At 49.9% G+C, this 18,385-nt stretch carries 16 protein-coding genes; 7 read left to right on the top strand and 9 right to left on the bottom strand.

The features are described 5' to 3' along the window. Nucleotides 1–291 precede the first annotated feature (291 nt). Nucleotides 292–774, top strand: coding sequence for a DinB family protein (locus EPD17_RS00865; RefSeq protein WP_132050970.1), 483 nt, complete (start codon nt 292–294; stop codon nt 772–774). A 316-nt stretch (nt 775–1,090) separates the two neighbouring features. Here EPD17_RS00865 and EPD17_RS00860 read toward each other — a convergent pair whose 3' ends face one another. Genes EPD17_RS00860 through EPD17_RS00850 form a run of 3 tightly spaced genes read right to left on the bottom strand, consistent with a single transcriptional unit; the run spans nt 1,091 to nt 2,841 of the window. Then, on the bottom strand, nt 1,091–1,522 hold the full coding sequence (locus tag EPD17_RS00860) for a hypothetical protein (protein ID WP_132050968.1): 432 nt from the start codon (nt 1,520–1,522) through the stop codon (nt 1,091–1,093). 8 nt (nt 1,523–1,530) lie between these two features. Continuing rightward, nucleotides 1,531–2,256, bottom strand: coding sequence for a hypothetical protein (locus EPD17_RS00855; protein WP_132050966.1), 726 nt, complete (start codon nt 2,254–2,256; stop codon nt 1,531–1,533). Between the two features lie 36 nt (nt 2,257–2,292). Continuing rightward, nucleotides 2,293–2,841: an RNA polymerase sigma factor gene (locus tag EPD17_RS00850; protein ID WP_114235667.1), complete on the bottom strand. Its 549-nt coding sequence runs from the start codon at nt 2,839–2,841 to the stop codon at nt 2,293–2,295. 185 nt (nt 2,842–3,026) lie between these two features. On the opposite strand from EPD17_RS00850, the gene EPD17_RS00845 reads away from it, so the two are divergent. The 3 genes from EPD17_RS00845 (at nt 3,027) to EPD17_RS00835 (ending at nt 6,182) form a co-directional block, all read left to right on the top strand. Further along, nucleotides 3,027–3,707 carry a response regulator transcription factor gene (locus EPD17_RS00845; RefSeq protein WP_114235759.1) on the top strand — a complete coding sequence of 227 codons (681 nt, stop codon included), beginning with the start codon at nt 3,027–3,029 and terminating at the stop codon, nt 3,705–3,707. Between the two features lie 154 nt (nt 3,708–3,861). Then, nucleotides 3,862–4,920 carry a sensor histidine kinase gene (locus EPD17_RS00840; RefSeq protein WP_114235668.1) on the top strand — a complete coding sequence of 353 codons (1,059 nt, stop codon included), beginning with the start codon at nt 3,862–3,864 and terminating at the stop codon, nt 4,918–4,920. A gap of 74 nt (nt 4,921–4,994) precedes the next feature. Next, complete coding sequence (locus EPD17_RS00835) at nt 4,995–6,182, top strand: hypothetical protein (protein ID WP_132050964.1); 1,188 nt, start codon at nt 4,995–4,997, stop codon at nt 6,180–6,182. 417 nt (nt 6,183–6,599) lie between these two features. On the opposite strand, the gene EPD17_RS00830 is transcribed toward EPD17_RS00835, so the two are convergent. From EPD17_RS00830 to EPD17_RS00805, 6 genes are all read right to left on the bottom strand, one after another. After that, entirely contained in the window at nt 6,600–7,046 is a 447-nt protein-coding gene (locus EPD17_RS00830) for a hypothetical protein (protein WP_132050962.1), read from the bottom strand. An 84-nt stretch (nt 7,047–7,130) separates the two neighbouring features. Continuing rightward, on the bottom strand, nt 7,131–8,471 hold the full coding sequence (locus tag EPD17_RS00825) for a T9SS C-terminal target domain-containing protein (protein ID WP_114235671.1): 1,341 nt from the start codon (nt 8,469–8,471) through the stop codon (nt 7,131–7,133). Nucleotides 8,472–8,651: 180 nt separating this feature from the next. Next, a complete protein-coding gene (locus tag EPD17_RS00820) occupies nt 8,652–11,462 on the bottom strand; it encodes a TonB-dependent receptor (RefSeq protein WP_165929479.1) in 2,811 nt (936 codons plus the stop codon). Between the two features lie 450 nt (nt 11,463–11,912). Beyond that, entirely contained in the window at nt 11,913–12,404 is a 492-nt protein-coding gene (locus EPD17_RS00815) for a threonine/serine exporter family protein (RefSeq protein WP_132050958.1), read from the bottom strand. A 2-nt stretch (nt 12,405–12,406) separates the two neighbouring features. After that, on the bottom strand, nt 12,407–13,186 hold the full coding sequence (locus EPD17_RS00810; RefSeq protein WP_132050956.1) for a threonine/serine exporter family protein: 780 nt from the start codon (nt 13,184–13,186) through the stop codon (nt 12,407–12,409). Between the two features lie 103 nt (nt 13,187–13,289). Further along, entirely contained in the window at nt 13,290–14,600 is a 1,311-nt protein-coding gene (locus tag EPD17_RS00805; RefSeq protein ID WP_132050954.1) for a porin, read from the bottom strand. Between the two features lie 263 nt (nt 14,601–14,863). Here EPD17_RS00805 and EPD17_RS00800 point away from each other — a divergent pair, with 263 nt between their 5' ends. The 3 genes from EPD17_RS00800 (at nt 14,864) to EPD17_RS00790 (ending at nt 18,365) form a co-directional block, all read left to right on the top strand. Continuing rightward, nucleotides 14,864–15,421 (top strand): DUF47 domain-containing protein, encoded by a 558-nt coding sequence (locus EPD17_RS00800; protein WP_240040697.1) that lies wholly within the window; start codon nt 14,864–14,866, stop codon nt 15,419–15,421. 154 nt (nt 15,422–15,575) lie between these two features. Further along, a complete protein-coding gene (locus tag EPD17_RS00795) occupies nt 15,576–16,781 on the top strand; it encodes an inorganic phosphate transporter (RefSeq protein ID WP_114235677.1) in 1,206 nt (401 codons plus the stop codon). Between the two features lie 213 nt (nt 16,782–16,994). Then, the gene (locus EPD17_RS00790) at nt 16,995–18,365 is read left to right on the top strand and encodes a chloride channel protein (RefSeq protein WP_132050952.1); all 1,371 of its coding nucleotides are present in this window, start codon (nt 16,995–16,997) and stop codon (nt 18,363–18,365) included. The last annotated feature ends 20 nt before the right edge of the window (nt 18,366–18,385 follow it).

The raw sequence follows: 18,385 nt of genomic DNA, 5'->3' as shown, positions 1-18,385 counted from the left end.
CGGTTGCCGCGGGCTTTTTTTGTAGCACGATTTTGTTGCTCTATGGTTTAGCCAAAGCGATGTGACTACAAAACAATTAGTGTCTGTCATGCCGAGCTCCATTCGGCATCTCCTTCTTTTATCAGTGTCTACTACCGCACAAGGAGATGCCGACATGCGTCGGCATGACAACTCTGCTGGTTAGCGGGTCTTCCCCATCGCCATTCATCATTTTGAAAAAAGCAGCACGGTGGCTGCGCTTAATTTTACGCCATTCAAATATTGTATTCACCCAACCACAAACCCACAGCCATGAATAACCGCGAAATACAAATCATTGCGGAGCAACTGAAAGATACCTGGGCCGGCGACCCCTGGTTTGGCAAACCTGCGCAACAATTGCTTACAGGTATTACTGAACAGGAAGCATACGAACAACCGCAGGGCCAGCACAGTATTGCGCAGCTGATTTGGCATATGGCCAACTGGCGGCAGTTTACAATCAGCCGGCTGCAACCGGACAGTAGCCCGGATGTGTCGCTTTTTGAAACTGCCGATTGGCGCCCTGCAGCACCCGATTCGGAATATACCTTTGCCAAAGGATTGCAAGAATTGGAAACATCGCAAGCCGACCTACTGCGGACATTGCAAACCTTAGAAGATAGTTTGCTTGATGAATTGGTGGCGGGGCGCAATTATACATTCAGGCACTTGCTGCACGGCATTGTTCAGCACGATATTTACCACCTGGGCCAGATTGCGTACATCACAAAAATGCTTCGTGCAGCGGGTTAGGCATGTTTTTACAAATGCTGATGACCGTTTTTGTGAAAGCGAAAGATTGAATTTGCCGCGTGGCTGTAGTTATGCGTTGCCCATTGCCTGTTATAGCGAGTAGCGCATCGTCACCGCTTTATTTGGGCTAAAATATTGCTGCTGCGCTATTTACCCGGAAGAGCATTTTATATGTGATGACGTGCAAGCGCAACCAAAAACAAAATCACGTGTTGTAGAAAAGTGCGGACATAAAAAAAGGCCTGCCCTGAAAAGGGCCGGCCGTTGCTAACCTATGAAAAACACCAGTTTCAAATATAGGGGAAAAAGTGTTTTTCTACAACGGCTCGTTTCCTCTTTTATTTGGGCGATTGTTGGGTCGGTTGTTTGTGCGCTCCCTTGCACGTTCTTCACGCATTCGTTTTACCTCGTCCACAAAGTCGCGTTCATGTTTGAACACGTCGTTGCTGCGTTTATCGCCTACAATATTTTTAAACTGTCCGCGGTAGTTGAGGCGCAGCTCGGCTACCTTTTGCTGCAGCACCAGTTGGTCGCCGCGGTTGTCCTGCGTGGTCTTGCGCAGGTCGTTGAAGTAGTTGAGAAAAACGGGTCCAAACTGGTCGGCTTCGCGTTTGCTCAGGCCCAGTTTCTTCTGAATATATTCGGTCATCCGTTCCCGTACCTGTCCGCCGGGCCCATCATCGTCTTGCGCAAGGGCGGCTGTGGAAAAGAGCAGGGAAAGAATAATACTGTATAAAATTTTTTTCATAGGTTTTGTTAGTTTAATTGCTCCGTGTCGGCAGGCAGCTGATCCAAAAACGCATCCAGCTCACTAACCGGCACATCCTTCAGCATACGCCGCACTTCGGGGCGGCTGGCGCCTTTTTGTAAGGCAGTTTCTGTGCCAGCGATTTCCACTACTTCAATAAAGTCGTCCAGTTCCTCGCTGCTTACATTACGGAGCTTATTTTCCAGCCATGCTTCGGGCTGGCTGGAAAGGCTGGGCCCATTGTTGCCGGAGAACAAAAATCCGCCCAGCACGATGGCGCCTGTAACCACAGCCGCGGCTGCGTAGCGTACCCAATTGCGCGAAAACATCGAAACCACGCGGCCCTGCTCTTTTTTCGGGGCCACCTGTCGCAGCACAGCCGCGCTAAAGTTGTCGAAATAGCCTGCGGGCACAGCATGGGGCATGGTACGGGCCTGATGCATCCATGCCGGTAACTCTTCCGCTGCAGTTACCGGCGGCACCAAGTTTTCATGGAAATAGTTTTCGGGTATAGCAAAGGGTGTTTGCCTAGGCAGGCCCGCCAGCAGGGGTGACAGGGCAGCCAGTTCTTCAGAGGCACTTTCAGCAGTGTTGCCTTTCACAATAGCCAGTACAGCAGAGGCAAAGTTTTCAAAGTAACCTTGGGGCAGATCAAAAACGGGCATCTTTGCATTCAGGGGCAAACTGCTGTTGAGTTGTTCAAGTTCTCTGTGTATGTCTATACGGCTATTCATGTTTGCGTTCCTAAGACCCTTTTAGTGCTCCGTGGTTTAACGGTTTTGTATAAAATCCTCAATTTTTTTTACTGCGTGGTGATAGCTGGCTTTAAGCGCCCCGGCGCTGGTGTCCAGCACCCGGCTCATTTCCTCGTAAGGCATTTCATCGTAATACCGCAGGGTAAACACCACCCGTTGCTTTTCGGGCAGTTGCTGGATGGCCAGTTGCAGTTTCCATTCCAGTTTGTTGGCGTCGAAGCCTTTTTCGGCGTGTAGTGTATTGCTGAGACCGCTTTCCACATCGCTGAGCGATACCGCGGCCCGTTTTTTCTGGCCTTCCAAAAACGAAAGACATTCGTTGGTGGCAATGCGGTACAGCCAGGTGTAGAGTTGTGATTCTTCCTTGAAATTGTCCAGACCTTTCCATACCCGGATAAATACGTTTTGCAGCACATCGTTGGCATCGTCGTGGGTTACCACCAGCCGGCGGATGTGCCAATACAGGCGCTCCTGGTATTTTTTGATGATCTTGGTAAAAGCGGCCTCCCTGCTTTGGGGTTGCCGAAACTGCGCCAACAGTTCGCTATCAGTAAGTTCGTTCATCGGCATGAGCGGGGTTTGGTTTGGCAGGTATTGGACTATTTAGGGCGCCAAAGATAGATTTTTATGGAAATAGTAGCGGGGCCGTTAGCAGCCGCCCTGTTGGTTAAGTAATTATTAACTCTGCGTAAACAGGCCGTTACCAAATGGAATTGAGTAGGTTTGCCCCCAACGAAAAAGCCCCTTACATGAGCACAAAGGCAAGAAAAGTACTGATTGCCGACGACGAGCCCGACATTCTCGAAATCCTGAAATACAACCTCGAAAAAGCCGGCTACGAAGTGGCTACCGCCAAAGATGGCGACGATGCGCTGGATGCGGCTCGCCGGTTTAGCCCCGACCTGGTGGTGCTGGACATTATGATGCCCCGCAAAAACGGCGTAGAGGTTTGCGAAATATTGCGGGCACAGCCGCAGTTTAAAAACACACTCATCCTGTTTTTAACCGCCCTCAGCGACGAGGCCACGCAGATCAAAGGCCTCACCACCGGCGCCGACGATTATGTGAGCAAGCCCATCAGCCCACAGGTATTTTTAAGCAAAGTGGCCGCCCTGCTGCGCCGCCTGCCCTCCCCCGAAGTGCAGCACGCCATCACCATTGGCAGCCTTACCATCGATCCCGAAAAGTTCTTGGTGGAATACGAAGGCAAGGAAATTGTGCTAGCAAAAAAAGAGTTTGAACTGTTGCACCTGCTGGCCTCCAAGCCCGGCCGCGTTTTTCTGCGCAACGAGATCCTGAGCCAGGTATGGGGCAACGATGTGATTGTTGGTGACCGCACCATCGACGTGCACATCCGCAAAATCCGCCAGAAAATGGGCGTTGATTGTATTACTACGGTAAAAGGCGTGGGGTATAAGTTTGAATTGTGAGGAGGTCGGAAGACGGGAGTCCGGTGTCCGAAGAAGAGAGACATTAGGGGCATTATGCCGACCCTGACGCCCGTTTCCAAAATCAAATTTAACTTTAAACGCAGGCCGCCTCTACACATCTTCGGACATCGGACTTCCGTCTTCCGACTTCATTATGTTTAAAACAAAAAACCTCACTCCCCGGCAACTTTCGGCGTTTACCGCTGCGGTACTGGCCATACCCATCAGCGTGGGCATCTATTTCATGGAGCAGAAATGGAAGGTGGCCGCGGTGGCGTTTGTGCTCATCTTCCTCGGCAGCTACCTGCTCATCCAATACATTTTCCAGTACTTTATTTACCGAAAGATCAAGCTGATCTACAAGTTTATCTACCAAACCAAAGCCTCTAAAAAAGAAGAGACCTACAACAAATACATACTGCCCCAAAAAAGCATCGACGAGGTGCGGGAAGACGTGGAAGCCTGGGCCCGTCAGCGCAGCCGCGAAATAGAAGTGCTCCAAAAAAACGACGAGTTTCGCAAGGAGTTTTTGCAAAACCTGTCGCATGAATTTAAAACCCCGGTCTTCGCCATACAGGGTTATGTAGATACGCTGCTGGAAGGCGCTATGGAAAACCCCGAACTGACCCGGCGTTTTTTGGAAAAAGCCGCGCAAAACGTTACCCGCCTGTCGCGGTTGCTGCAGGACCTTGATGAAATTTCCCGCCTCGAAAGCGGCGAGCTGAAGATCCATCCACAACCTTTTGTGATCCAGGATGTAATCCGCGAAGCATTTGAAACGCTGGCGCTAAAAGCCGAACAACAAAACATTTCTTTTTCCATTAAAAAAGGCTGCGAGCAGCCACTGGTGGTATATGCCGATAAAGACCGCATCCGGCAGGTGGTGCTCAACCTGGTAGACAACTCGGTAAAGTATGGCAAAACCAACGGCAGCACCGTGGCATCGGTGTACAACACCGACGGGCGGCACATACTGGTAGAGATCAGCGACGACGGCATGGGCATCCCCGAAAAGCACCTGATCCGCGTTTTTGAACGCTTTTTCCGTACCCGCGAGGGCCGCGGCCGCGATGTAAAAGGCAGCGGACTGGGCCTGTCCATTTGCAAGCACATTATCGAAGCGCATGGCCATAGCCTGCATGTGCGCAGCAAGGAAGGCATCGGCACCACCTTTGGTTTTACGCTGGACAGCACCAAGCAAAAGCTCAAATGATTTTCGTCAACTGATCCGGATCGGGCTTTCAATATTATCTTATGGTTAAGTTATTTCGGTAACTTTAGCTACTGTTGAAAGCACCGCACCGCATATTATTTTCCCTCTTGCTCCTGCTTGCGTTGAATGTAACCGCGCAGCAAAAAAGCATTTACATCGACTTTTTTGGCGAAAACATTACGGTGCCCGCACATACGCCAACACCTGCGTTTAATGAACTATCTGAACAAAGCATTGAAGCTGCAGTAGCTGCAATAAACACAGAGCAGATGCAGCCTTACTTGGATGCGCTGACAGCATACACGCAAAAGGCCGAAACCGACGACTGGCTGTATTACCAACTGGTGCGGCGGATGGCCCAACAACTCAGCCCAAAGGCTGCCAACTATTATCGCTACACCATTTACAAATACTGGTTGCTGCTGCATTCGGGCTACGATGCACAGCTTACTTATTCGGGCAATTATTTGTTGCTGTATGTGCAGAGCAACGAAAGCATTTACAATATTCCCTACCGCATGCAGGAAGGCAAACAATATGTTTGCCTCAACTACCACGATTACGGCTCGATCGATTTTGCGCAAAACCGGTTTCATCAAATCCCGGTGCACGTAGTTGCCGATGCACGGCCATTTTCTTACAAAGTGGTGCGCCTGCCGCAGTTTGCCAGCACCGATTATACAGAGCGGCAGGTGGAGTATGAAGACGGCGGCAGCCGCTACCGGTTTCGCATCAAAGTAAACCCGCAGATCAAAACGCTGTTCACCAATTACCCGGTGGTCGATTACAGTTTGCAATTCAACATTCCATTGAGCGGCCCCACATATCAATCGCTTATCCCATCGTTGCAAAAAGAGGTAAAGGGTTTGAAGCCAAAAGAAGGCGTGGACTTTTTGATGCGCTTTACCCGCTATGCTTTTTTATTCAAGAACGACAGCGAAATATTTGGCAGCGAAAAACGCATGTCGGCGGAGCAAACATTGCTATCGGAGTTCAGCGATTGCGAAGACCGTGCGGCGCTATTCTTTTTTCTGGTAAAAGAAATTTACAACCTGCCGATGCTGGTGATCACTTATCCCAAACATGTAACGGTGGCCGTGCAGTTTGACAAGCCTTTTGGCAATACTATTGAGTACAATGGCATGAAGTATTCGGTGTGTGAGCCAAGCCCGCAACGGCTGGATTTATCAGTGGGCCAAATGCTGCCTGAGCTGAAGAACCAGGCATATGAAATAGCATATGCCTACAAGCCAGGGCATTGATGGCAAAGCGGCATTAAACCTGCGTTGATGTTGTTGCATTTTTAAGGAAATAAGATTGTGAGTAAAACTCAAAGCTCCCATCTCTTCAAGAGATGGGAGCTTTTTTATGTAGCCGGCTATTGTACATTGATCGGGCTTTACTTGCGTCGCACACTTGTGCGGTTGGATTTACGTTCAGCAAACATTACAACTATTACAACCACGCTTTTTCATTACGTATAGCCGCTTGCCTTTGTCATCCTGAGCGCAGCGAAGGACCTGAGCCTGCACCTAGACAAACATTGACATAAAAGCGAGCCTGCTTTTTTACAACAGTACTTAAAGTGCCAACACTCAGATGCTTCGCTGCGCTCAGCATGACAAACAAATACCAAACGCTTTTGTAAAAAAGCATAATTAAAATACACAGGTACTATTTTACTTGGCTACACCCCGCAATGAATCAAGCAATGTCTTTGCATCTTTATGGAGTCTTGTATAAAACGGCTTGCTGTTGATGGCATACGCCAAGTAATTACAACTATCGGCTGTAGCGCCATACACCGTTTTAAACACCTCGCCATTGCGCACCAAAAACATTTTTACATCATGCGGGCATTCAGCTTGCGTGACGGGCTCCTGCTCCACATTTCGCGTCAATGCATGGATGATGGCCGTGTCGGTAACATCCAACTGCTGGAAGTTTTTACGATCCGCAGGATCGGGATAAAAAAACAATTCAATGCGGTCAACGCCGTCCAGTTGCAGCGCAGTTGCTGTTGCATTTTTTGTTGTGTCGGCACCAATATTTTGCTCCGGATGGGATGCATTTTTACAAGCAGTAACCAGGCCAATGAGTGCTATGGAAATAAATAGTTTGTGCATAAATAGTTTAGGTATTCAATATTATAAAAATGCCCCGGGATAACCCGGGGCAAACGTATAAAAGGTATGGACGGTGTGCAATGGTTATTGGCCTTTTGCAGGAAAACGGGTCCAGCCTTGCAGCCAGTTGGTAGCACCTACAGCACCTTTATATGCAGTAGGTGTAAAGAATGCATCCAGGCCAGCAAAGTCGGCACCAGCGGCTGCTGCGCCGCCTGCTACCGGGGCCAGGTTGGGGCTAGTAAGGCTAAAAGGTGCAGTCAGCACACCATCAGGGCTGGTGAGCTTCACGTTGCCTTCAGCAAGTGCTTTTGTTTCCATGGCAGCAGCAGTCATTACCGACGAATTGCTTTTGAAAATATCAGCAGCTGCGTTGGAATGAACTACGTTGTTTTTGAATTCAGCAGCACCATCTTTATAGGCTTGTGCAGTAGCATCCGATTCAATTGACAAGCCGGCTTTTTGCCATCCCAACAGCACCGAGTTGCGCACAACAAATTGTGCTGCACGGCGCCAGCGGTTGCCAAAGTTGTGGTTGGCCAATGTGCCCGATGCATTGTTAGGCCCGATCCAGGTAAAGTTGGAAAGTACAGGCTTGGTAAACGGAGCTGCAGTAGAACCGGTACCATCGTTATCGGCTTCAACACCATTGCCTGCATCACCATTGTCTACAAACTGCGGGTCGCGCATAGCCACGCCAAATTGTATTTTACCACGGTAGCCAAAATCAAAATCAAAGTCGTCGTCGGCAGTGGCATATGCTACCAGATACTTTGCATTTACAGTGCCACCAAAAAACTCATATGCATCATCGTTGCCGTATACAATCTGGATGTTTTCCAGCGTAGTGCCGCTGCCTACACCACCCAGTGTAAGGCCGTTGATCTCGGAGTTAGCAAATGCGGCAACACCGGCATATTCAATGCGCACATATTTCAACGAACCGCTGTTGTCGTTATCATCGTTGCCGCCATAAGGACGGTCGAGGCCGCCTTCAATAACCGGCGTAGAAGTTCTGTTTGTAGTAGCACGGCCCAGGATCACAACACCGCCCCAATCGCCTGGAGCCCTTGATCCTTCTGCTTTTCCGGAAGTAAATACAATAGGTTTATCGGCAGTGCCGTTGGCAATGATCTTGCCGCCACGTTCAATGCACAGTGCGCCTTTTTCAGTTACATCGCTTACAACGGTAGTGCCCGGCTCAATGGTGAGGGTAACGCCATTGGGTACGTACACATATCCTTTCAGGGTCCATTTTTTGTCTGCGGTCAGTGTCCTGCTTTCGGTGAGCGAACCGGTAAGCACACTGTTGGTGGGTGGGTCAATCAGGTCTTCATCTTCATCTTCGTCTTTGGTACATGCAGTAAGGGTAAGGGCTGCAAAACCAACAACCAGCAATTGAAAAAACTTTTTCTGTAACAGCATATTGCTTCGTATTTATTATGCTGCAAAACAACCAGTGTAATATGACCCCAATGTTATGTATAGATTAAGCTATCGTTAAGCAATGCGTGGTGTACATGGTGTATGTTTTTGGTGCATGATTGTTGTGCACAAAAAAGCCCGGCTGCAAAGCCGGGCTGGATAAATAAGGATCGGTTTGAGCTATTGAAAGTTGTAAGTAAATCCAACCGAAATGTTGCGGCCATACAAAAAGCTGTACTGCACACGATCGGTGCCTTTGTTATATGCCCTGCTGTCGTTGGGGTCTACGTTTTGATAAAACACGGCACGCTGGTTCAACAGGTCGGATAGGTTCAGTTTTACTTCGCCTTTTCCTTTCAGCACTTTCACTGCAGTTTGCACATCCACTACGGTGCGGCCGTTTTCATAAATGTCGGGGTAGCCCTGGAAACCTACTGCAGCAATGCGCTGGCCAATGCGGTTCACCAATGCGCTGAAGGTTACTTTGTTTTCGGGCAGTGCGTATTGCAGGCCTGCATTAAACAGCCAAGGCGACAAACCTTGCAATGGCCTGGCCGGATCGAACGGGTTAGAGTTTTCATTGAAATCCACTTTTGATTTCATGTATGCCGCATTCAGGTTAAACATCAGGTTCTCCATCCACGAAGCGCCCACAAAGCCCAGGTTTTTGCGTACTTCCACTTCTACGCCATACGTGGTGGCCGCATTGGGGTTGGTGTACGAAAGCAACAGGTTGCTCGGCGTCGATCCATTTACCACTACCTGCTCAATGGGGTTTTTAAAGTGTTTGTAAAAAACGGATCCCGAGATCACTTCACCCGCTTTGGCGTATGTTTCAAAACGCAGGTCTAAGTTGGTGTTCTGGCTACGCTTCAAATCTGTGTTGCCTTTTAATTGTGCATTGCGAACAAAATCGAAGTAAGCAAAGTTGGCTACCTCTCTAAACTCAGGACGCGATACCGTACGTGATGCAGAGAAACGCAGGTTGCTTTTTGCAGTTAGGTTGTAGGTCAGGTTCAACGAAGGCAACACATCAAGGTAGTTGCGGTTAACCGTTACAGCCTGGCCCGAAAAGTCGGCAGTGTTTACATTAAAATTAAACGCCTCAACCCGCACGCCATATACAGCACGCAGCTTTTCGGCAATGCGTCCATCAATCATGGCATAGCCTGCATACAGGCCAGATGTTGCATCGTACTTATCGGTGTTGTTGGTGATTTCGCCCAGCACAAAACCTTCGCGGTAAATATTGCCGTCATTAAAAATCTTGGTGGGAGGCAATGAGGGCAGCGCAGGATTCAATGTTGAAGATGCCTGCTCGTAGCGGAAAATGCGGGTACTGAAATCACGTACTTTATATTGCGCAAAACCACCTGCTTTAAAGGTTTGTTTTTGCCCGCCAAAAGTAACCGGGATGCTGTAGTTCACGTTTGCGCCAAATGCATTTTCCAACAGCTCGCTCCAAAAGCGATACGTGTCGCGCAACACAATTTTCATCGGCTCCGCTTTGTTGTTTTCTTCCGACAAACTTTTGGCATAAGGCAATACGCGATAGTCGGGTTGGTTGCGCATGGTAAGGCCGTAGTTTACGTTCCAGCGCAGGCGGTCGTTGCGGTTGCTCAGCAGGTGCTCGCCTTCCAGCTGCGATGAAATAAGCGACTTTTCAACAGCAATGGCTGCGTTTGCATTTACTATCTGTTGGTTGTCGTAATTGGTGCCGCTGCGTACCAGGTTGTTGTTTTCAAACAAGCGGTTCACAATGTTTTTCAACACAATCTTAGTGTTGCCTTTTTTGTATGCAAAATTGGCCAGCACACCAATGTTGGTGTTGAACGAATACTGCGTATCGCGATAGTTGAAGAACAGGTTGCCCGGAGTGAGTTCTGTTTTATCGGGTGTTTGGTAATCGCGGCGTTCGTTGAACTGGATGCTTTGGCTGTTGCGGTAAATAAGGGCCAACACAGCGCCCAGTGTACCGCCGTTGTTCAGCTCTTTGCGGCCACCCCAGTTTGCCTGGAAGTTGAGGCCGGGCAGTGCATTGCCATCGTAACGGCTGCCATAGTTGTTGCGCATGATGCGCGATGCAGCAATGCGGCGATCAGCCGTTGCATCGGCATTATAACTCAGGTAGCGGCGGCGGCTGGGAAACTTGCCGGGCAGTGCACGGGTGCCGTTGTCAAAGCCCAAATAGTCGGTAGCCTCGAGCAGGCCAATATCAAAGCGCTTGCCGGTGGAAATAGAGTTGTAGCTGCCGCCAACCTGCACATTAAGGAAGTTGCGGAAGGGGATGTCTTTGGTCATTACCTGCACAATGCCACCGGAAAAATCGCCGGGCAGATCGGGTGATGCCGTTTTGTTGATGAGGATATTATCAATGAGGTTGGAGGGAACAATATCAAACGAAAATGCGCGGCGGTCGGGCTCGGTGCTGGGCAGCAGCGCACCATTGATGAGGGCCACATTGTAGCGGTCGGAAAGACCACGCACCACCACAAACTTATCGTCCTGGATGGAAGTGCCGCTAACCCTTTTCAGCACTTCGCCAATGTTGCGGTCCGGTGATTTGCGGATGGCTTCAATCGAAATGCCATCGGAAATGGCGGCATTGTTGCGTTGCAGTGTAAGCATGGAAGCCACCGACTCGCGGCGCGATGATGCAGTAACCACTACACCGGCCATTTCCTGTGCCTGCTGTTCCATTACAATGTTGAGTTCTTCGGTGCTGTTGGCTTTTACCACTACATCGCTGATGGTTTTGGTGTTGTAGCCAACCGAGCGGAAGCTGATGGAGTAAGTGCCTGCGGGTAAATTGAACAGGTACCTGCCTTCCAGGTCGGAAGCCTTGCTTTTATCTGCAGCAATGGTTACCGTTACGCCGGCCATGGGTGTGTTTGTTTTACCGTCCAGAATGCGGCCAGCAAGGGTTCCGTTTTGCGCATACAATGAAGTGCAGATCATCAAAGAGCAGCATAATGCAAATAATACTTTCACCTAAATGTCGTTTGGACGCAAAACTATTATCGCAATGTTACCCCGGCGTTACGCCAAGATTAAGGGAATGTGAACGAATTGTTACCGGGGTATTATGGGTTGGCGTTGCGTAAGGAAATCTGAATGGGGCTTGTGGGTGTTGGGTGGTGTGTTATAACGTGTAGGAGTAAACGATAAAGGTAACTTACACCTCTTGATATATTAAAGTGTTTTGAAAATGCCATCTGCTTTCGAAAGTTGTTCTGATTGCTTTTACTTTTTTGCTCCTGCAAAAAAGTAACAAAAAAGCAGGCCCGAAATCAAATGACAGCCTGATTTCGGGATAACGCCTTGATTTGGCTTTGGTGGTACTGTAGTGAAGTACATTTTATCGCTATTCATCAAAACAGCAGGCATTGTGTTTTGCAATGGTTGCCAATGATCTTTTCTTTTTTCATTGCTGCTTTGTGGCTAATGGCCCCTTTTTCCAAACCGCAAATGTTTGGCCGATTGCTTGCGGGTAACCAGCATCGGAACGGCAACACCACCAGCCAGGCTCATTAATACAAACATCACCTTGAGGCCGTTGCTAACAGTTTCGTACAGGGTTTGTGTAAATGCTTCGGGTGGCACATCACCCGAAAGGCGGATCAGCCCCAGCATCATGCGGTAGGCGAAAAGCCCCGGTACCATAGGTATTACTGCAGGTATGGAAAACACCAGCGGCGGTGCATGTTTGCCGTGTGCAAACGGAATGCTCAATACGCCAATAACAATGGCACCCAGAAAAGAAGCAATGATAAAATTTGTATCAAACTGCAACAGCAACAGCCGCGTCATTCCGCCCATGGCACCAATCAAAAATATGGAAGGCAGCGTACGGGCCGGCACATTGAACAACACGGAAAAACCCATGGCTGCAATGCCAAACCAAATTACTTTTTCGATGAGCGTCCAGTCCATTTTTAATACAATTGATACAACATCATTGAAGTAAGCATGCCCAGTGCAATGGAAAAAGAAATCACCAGCCCGTTCACACCACGGATGATCCCGTTTTGCAAATTGCCATCAATAACATCGGAAAAAGAGTTGATCAACGGCACACCCGGAATCAGAAACAACACGCTGGTGGCAAATGCAATTTCGTGGCTGCTGCCAAGCCCCAGCCATGCAGGCAGTCCGGCCAATAGCGATGCTACAAAGGCGGCTGCATAAATACACAGGTATGGATTGTATTTCTTTTTGGTCAGCTCCTGCCGGGCTGTTAAGCCCGCCACGGTGGCGGTAAAAACAATCAGCAGGTCGGTGGGGCTGCCGCCTGCAAAGCGGCAAAAGCCGGCGCCTGCCAGCCCGGTCATGGCCAGCGTTACCCAACGCGGAAAATGCGGCAATGCTTTTATCCGCGCCATTTCTTCCCTGATTTGTGCGATGTTCCAGCCTTCTTCCACCACCCGCCAGCTCATGCGGCTGATACCCGATACAGTGCGGAAATTAACGCCGTGGTGCGATGTGCGGCGCACCGAGTTGAACAGGTGTTCGTGGTTGCTGCTGGTAATGGTGATGGACAGGGACCGGTAGGAAATGAGTACCTCGGTATGGTGGCCCAGCGCCGTGCTGATGCGCAGCAGCGTGGTGCGTACCCGTTCGGTATTGGCGCCGGAGGCCAGCAGCAGTGAGCCGGTTTCGAGCAGCAGGTTGCCCAATTCCCGCACATCATTGTTTTGTTGTTTGCCTGTAAGCATATGCAATGACTTGAGTGGCGCCGCAAAGAATGGTAAAAATAGGATGCCGGCAGGTAACGCTACTCATTCAGGCAAATGATTCGCAGGGGGTGGGCATCAGCCTTTAAAAACGCAACTGGAAACGGGCAGTAAACACATCGTCGTCGAGATCGGAGTTGAATTTGGAAAGGGCAGTGGCTTCGTTGCGTACAAAATTGTAGTACACCAAAAACTTCAGGTTGTCGGTAAAATGCCGGGTAAACCCAACGCCAAATGCATGGTAGCGGATGTCGGCCGATGTGTACTGCGCATTGGCGCCACCAATTTCCGCACCTTTTACCCTGCGGTTTGGATCGTACCAGTCGTACTTGAGCATCAACTCGTTTTTAGGGTTGCCCAGGTTTTGCAGTAAATAGAAAAAAGCTCCGTCAAAAGGCCGGAGGTACGTGGGCCCTTGCGGCAAAATGCCGGGGTTGGCCGTGCTGTGTGCCGTGCCGGGCTGGGTGCCCCGCCAGTATTCGCCCCTGATTTCGGTTTTGCCCCAGCGGTGTTTGTAGGCCACCTGCACATCGGCGCCATGGTAGCGGCGCAGGGCTTTTGCACCAATATTATCGAGGCTCGAGTCCACTACAAACTTGTATTTATCCGCCGCTTCTTCCATTTCCCACTGGTACCGGGTGGCCTGCCGCCAGCCGCCGTTCAAAAACGATAGACCGCCGGAAACATTTACCGGGCCTACCTTAATGGGCTTCACCGTCAGGCGGCCAATCAGGTCTTTGTACGAATCAAAATCGGTAATGCCGCCAGCCGCCAGGCCCTGCCCGTTGAACAGGCCCACGTCGAGCCGGAGCGGTAATTTTTTTGCCTTTTTCCCTTGTTGTTCAAAGCTGATCATGGCGCCCAGGTCCCGTTCTGTGGGCATCAGTATCTGCGACATGCGGCCCCGCTCGGGCGTTTCCCTGAATGCCGATGAAAGGTTTACCTCGTAACCAAATGGCCGTGCAAAAAGGCCCATGGTAAGCGAAAGATTTTGTCCTTTGGGCTCATAAAGGCGTGCAAACATATCCCGTACATTCACGCCCCGTTCGGTAGCGTCGATCTGGAAAGTAAACAGGCCCAGCGGTGCATGACCGGCCTTATCGCGAAAAATATAATCGAGTTTTACCCGGGCCCGGCGCAGCATAAACCGGTTGCTGGAGTATTCAGAAAAATTGCCGCCGTCGTATGTAGCGGCCCCTTCCGAGCCGGCCACCTGGTACTGCGGCTGGATGTAGCCGGAAAAATGCAGGTTCTCAAAACGCTTCACCACAGGCCGCACTGTATCGCGTATAAACAGCGTAGAGTCGTACTCTGTAAGGTATCGTTGTGCCTGCACACTACCGGGCAGGGCACACAGGGCACCACAGCATAATATGGCCAAAAAGATACTTCTCATGAATCGATGTATGGGACCCAAAGAGCCCTATTTCATTTTTTCTGTATGCGAAGTTGGCACGATGCTGAAAATTTGGGCAGAAAGCTATGTTACCAAATCATTAAGTTTGGCATTGTAAATGTTGCCACTAAAAGGTGGCATAACTTTGCGCACCTTTTATAAAATATTACTCTATGGCGTTAAATTCCTTCATGAAGTTGTTCATGCCAAAGGATAAGATCTTTTACAGTCTGTTCGAAGAATGTGCAGATAATGTAGAAAAAATGGCAAAGTTGCTTTGCCAGTCGATCAACGAGCCCGATTTTGACCAGCGACAGCAACTCATTACCCAGATGGAAGATCTGGAACATGCCAACGACGAATTAACCCACCGCATCTTTACCGAACTCGGTCGCAACTTTATCACGCCTTTCGACCGCGAAGACATTCACTACCTCGCTTCTTCACTTGATGATATTGCCGATTACATTTATGCATCGGCCAAAAAAATCAACTTCTACCGCGTTAATCCAAACGATATCGGATTGCTCAAACTTTCCGAGATCATCCAGCAAAGTGCCTGCGAGGTGCGCAAAGCCGTAGGCGAGTTGCGCAACATGAAGAACATGCGCCTCATCACCGAGTCGCTGGTAAAGATCAACTCACTTGAAAACCAGGCCGATGATATGTTCGACATGAGTATTGAACGCCTGTTTGCCACCGAGCCCGATGCAAAAGAGGTGATCAAAAAGCGGGAAATTTATCAGGTAATGGAAACCGCAACCGACAAATGCGAGGATGCGGCCAATGTGATCGAATCCATTATTGTAAAATACGCATAAGCATTGCTGTTAGTAGTGTGTTGGTTTATTGATTATTTATTATTCATTATTTGGTGTAATGTTCATCTGCAATAATCAATAATAAATAATCAATAACCTTGGTTTCGCTTACACTTCAAGCAACACTGCATTTTTATATAATCACATTCCTACCATGACCTTTTTGATTGTCATCATTGCGCTGGCACTGATATTCGATTATATCAACGGCTTTCATGATGCCGCCAACTCCATCGCCACCGTGGTGTCTACCAAAGTGCTCACGCCGTTCCAGGCGGTGCTTTGGGCGGCCTTGTTCAACTTCTTAGCCTTTTTTATTTTTAAAGACCACGGCGTAGCCGATACCGTTGCCAAAACCGTTAAGCCCGATCATGTAGCGCCCACCATCATGCTCACCGTTGTTTTTTCGGGGCTGGTGGCCGCCATTACCTGGAACCTGTTTACCTGGTGGTTTGGCATTCCGTCTTCTTCTTCGCATACACTTATTGGTGGCTTTGCGGGTGCCGGTATTGCTGCCGGTGGTTTCGATGCCGTAAATGCGCCGGTGGTACTCAACACCGCTGCGTTCATTTTGCTGGCGCCGTTTGTGGGGATGCTCTTTGCCTTTGTTATTTCGCTGTGGTTTATTTTTTCCTTTCGCAAAGGGGCTGCGCCCAAATTGGTTTCACTGGTAATACTTGGATTAATCAGCTGGTTCCTGGCCACCCACCTCGAAACCGACCCGGCCAAGCTGCAATCGCACTACGAGTCGTATGCCATGAAGGTGATCTTTTACTCCAAAAACTTTAAGTGGATCCTGCTCGCTTTTATAGTGGTGGTGCTGGCGGTGTTTACCCTTTGGCTCAGCACGCTGAATGCGGCTAAAGCAAACGTGTGGTTCAAGCGCCTGCAACTGGTTTCTTCAGCGGCATTTTCTATTGGGCACGGCGGCAACGATGCGCAGAAAGTAATGGGGATCATTACTGCGGCACTCATTGCCCACGGCAGCATTACGACATTTGAAGAAATGCCTACCTGGGTGCCGCTGGCCTGTTATGCAGCCATTGGCATAGGTACCATGAGTGGCGGCTGGAAGATTGTAAAAACAATGGGTACCCGCATCACCAAGGTTACCCCGTTTGAAGGTGTAGCTGCCGAAACGGCCGGTGCCATTACCCTGTTCACCACCGAGGCGTTGAAAATACCCGTGAGCACCACGCATACCATCACCGGTGCCATCATTGGCGTGGGTGCCACCAAGCGCCTGAGTGCCGTTCGCTGGGGTGTAACCATCAACCTGCTTTGGGCCTGGATCCTGACCATTCCCGTTAGTGCGTTGCTGGCGGCGTTTGTGTTCTGGATCGCTAATATGATTTTATAACCGGCGCCTGCTGCATGCCCCAAAAGGTTTGCTGCAGGTTTTTATACAGTTTTATAAAAAGGCATTTTGCACAGCCGTGGCAAAATGCCTTTTGTTTTTTAGGTAAAAATGCAACGGCTATAACTGGTTTAAAGATGCCAAATGGAAGATGAACTTTAGCCTGCTGCGCAAATCAATTCAAGAGCCGCCGGCCCAGCCCCCTTACTTTGCAGTATGAAAGGACGCTTGTTTCAACTATTGCGGCGCCGGGCCAAGTACCTGTTCGACCTCATTGGCAGCGAAAGCCTGAAGCGTACTTTTCTGCAAGGCGTTCCTTTCTGGGTGGCGTCCATACTTACCGGCCTGCTGGCGGTGGGCTATGCGCAGTTGTTTAGTTACGCCGAAAAACTGTCGGAAAGCATTTTTCATGCTTATAAATGGGCTTTTTTTATCATCACGCCGCTGTGTTTTGTAGCAGCCTGGTGGGTGGTAAAAAAATGGGCGTCCAATGCACGGGGCAGCGGCATTCCGCAGGTAATGGCTGCCTTGGAATTATCCACGCCACGCCACCAGCATAAAATAGACAGCCTGCTCAACCTGCGCATTATCGTGGTAAAAATCTGCTCCAGCCTGGTAATGGTATTGGGCGGCGGCGCCATTGGCCGCGAAGGTCCGACGATACAATTGGCGGGTTCGGTTTTTCGCATTGTAAACCGGGGCATACCTGCCAGCTGGCCCCGGCTGTCGGGGCAAAGTTTTATCCTCACCGGTGCAGCAGCCGGTTTGGCCGCTGCCTTCAACACGCCGTTGGGCGGGCTGGTATTTGCCGTGGAGGAGTTGGCACGTATTCATGTTCGTTATTTCCGCACCGCGCTTTTTTCGGCCGTCATTATTGCTGGCCTTACGGCACAGGGCATATTGGGTCCTTACCTCTACCTGGGCTACCCCGATGTTAGCCACCTGAAGTTTTCTGTATTTTTTGCAGTGATGCTGGTAGCCATTATTTCGGGGCTGGCGGGCAGCGGCATGAGCCGGCTGATTTTACAACTAATGCAATGGCGCAGCGGGCTGCGCAACAAAAACGTGGCCTACCTGGTGGCTTGTGGTTTGGTGGTGGCAGTGCTGGCCAACTTTGTGAGCTACGAGATCATGGGCTCGGGAAAAGAGTTGATGACGCGATTATTGTTTACCGAAAACAAAGACGCCGAATGGCATGCGGTGCTAATGCGGGTAGCTGGTCCCGTTATATCGTTTACCACCGGTGCGGCAGGCGGCGTGTTTGCGCCATCGCTGGCCGCGGGTGCCGGCATTGGTGCGCTGGTGGCGGGTTTGATGGACTTTGTAGGTTCCAATGCCAACATACTGGTACTTGGCGGCATGGTGGGCTTTTTAACCGGCGTTACCCGCACACCTTTTACATCGGCCATATTGGTGCTGGAAATGACCGACCGCCACAGCGTGATCTTTCACCTGTTGCTGGCTGCCATGGTGGCCAACCTTGCTGCCATTTTTATTGACAAACACTCATTTTACGACCGCCTGAAAAAACAATATCTATCCGAGGCGCACCGCGCCGGCGACCTGCCTGCTGCACCACCCGCCTGAGCGCAGTTGCGCAGCATTGG

The sequence above is a fragment of the Pseudocnuella soli genome, assembly GCF_004347775.1.
In the GTDB taxonomy this organism is placed as follows: domain Bacteria; phylum Bacteroidota; class Bacteroidia; order Chitinophagales; family Chitinophagaceae; genus Flavisolibacter; species Flavisolibacter aquaticus.
Note: the sequence above shows the minus strand (reverse complement) of the source record. Positions and strands in the feature narration are given on the sequence as shown.

Coding starts and splice junctions, on each gene's coding strand:
- EPD17_RS00850 (WP_114235667.1), bottom strand. CDS start 2,841: ATGAACGAACTTACTGATAGCGAACTGTTGGCGCAGTTTCGGCAACCC.
- EPD17_RS00840 (WP_114235668.1), top strand. CDS start 3,862: ATGTTTAAAACAAAAAACCTCACTCCCCGGCAACTTTCGGCGTTTACC.
- EPD17_RS00825 (WP_114235671.1), bottom strand. CDS start 8,471: ATGCTGTTACAGAAAAAGTTTTTTCAATTGCTGGTTGTTGGTTTTGCA.
- EPD17_RS00845 (WP_114235759.1), top strand. CDS start 3,027: ATGAGCACAAAGGCAAGAAAAGTACTGATTGCCGACGACGAGCCCGAC.
- EPD17_RS00800 (WP_240040697.1), top strand. CDS start 14,864: ATGGCAAAGTTGCTTTGCCAGTCGATCAACGAGCCCGATTTTGACCAG.
- EPD17_RS00830 (WP_132050962.1), bottom strand. CDS start 7,046: ATGCACAAACTATTTATTTCCATAGCACTCATTGGCCTGGTTACTGCT.
- EPD17_RS00790 (WP_132050952.1), top strand. CDS start 16,995: ATGAAAGGACGCTTGTTTCAACTATTGCGGCGCCGGGCCAAGTACCTG.
- EPD17_RS00855 (WP_132050966.1), bottom strand. CDS start 2,256: ATGAATAGCCGTATAGACATACACAGAGAACTTGAACAACTCAACAGC.
- EPD17_RS00815 (WP_132050958.1), bottom strand. CDS start 12,404: ATGGACTGGACGCTCATCGAAAAAGTAATTTGGTTTGGCATTGCAGCC.
- EPD17_RS00805 (WP_132050954.1), bottom strand. CDS start 14,600: ATGAGAAGTATCTTTTTGGCCATATTATGCTGTGGTGCCCTGTGTGCC.
- EPD17_RS00865 (WP_132050970.1), top strand. CDS start 292: ATGAATAACCGCGAAATACAAATCATTGCGGAGCAACTGAAAGATACC.
- EPD17_RS00860 (WP_132050968.1), bottom strand. CDS start 1,522: ATGAAAAAAATTTTATACAGTATTATTCTTTCCCTGCTCTTTTCCACA.
- EPD17_RS00810 (WP_132050956.1), bottom strand. CDS start 13,186: ATGCTTACAGGCAAACAACAAAACAATGATGTGCGGGAATTGGGCAAC.
- EPD17_RS00795 (WP_114235677.1), top strand. CDS start 15,576: ATGACCTTTTTGATTGTCATCATTGCGCTGGCACTGATATTCGATTAT.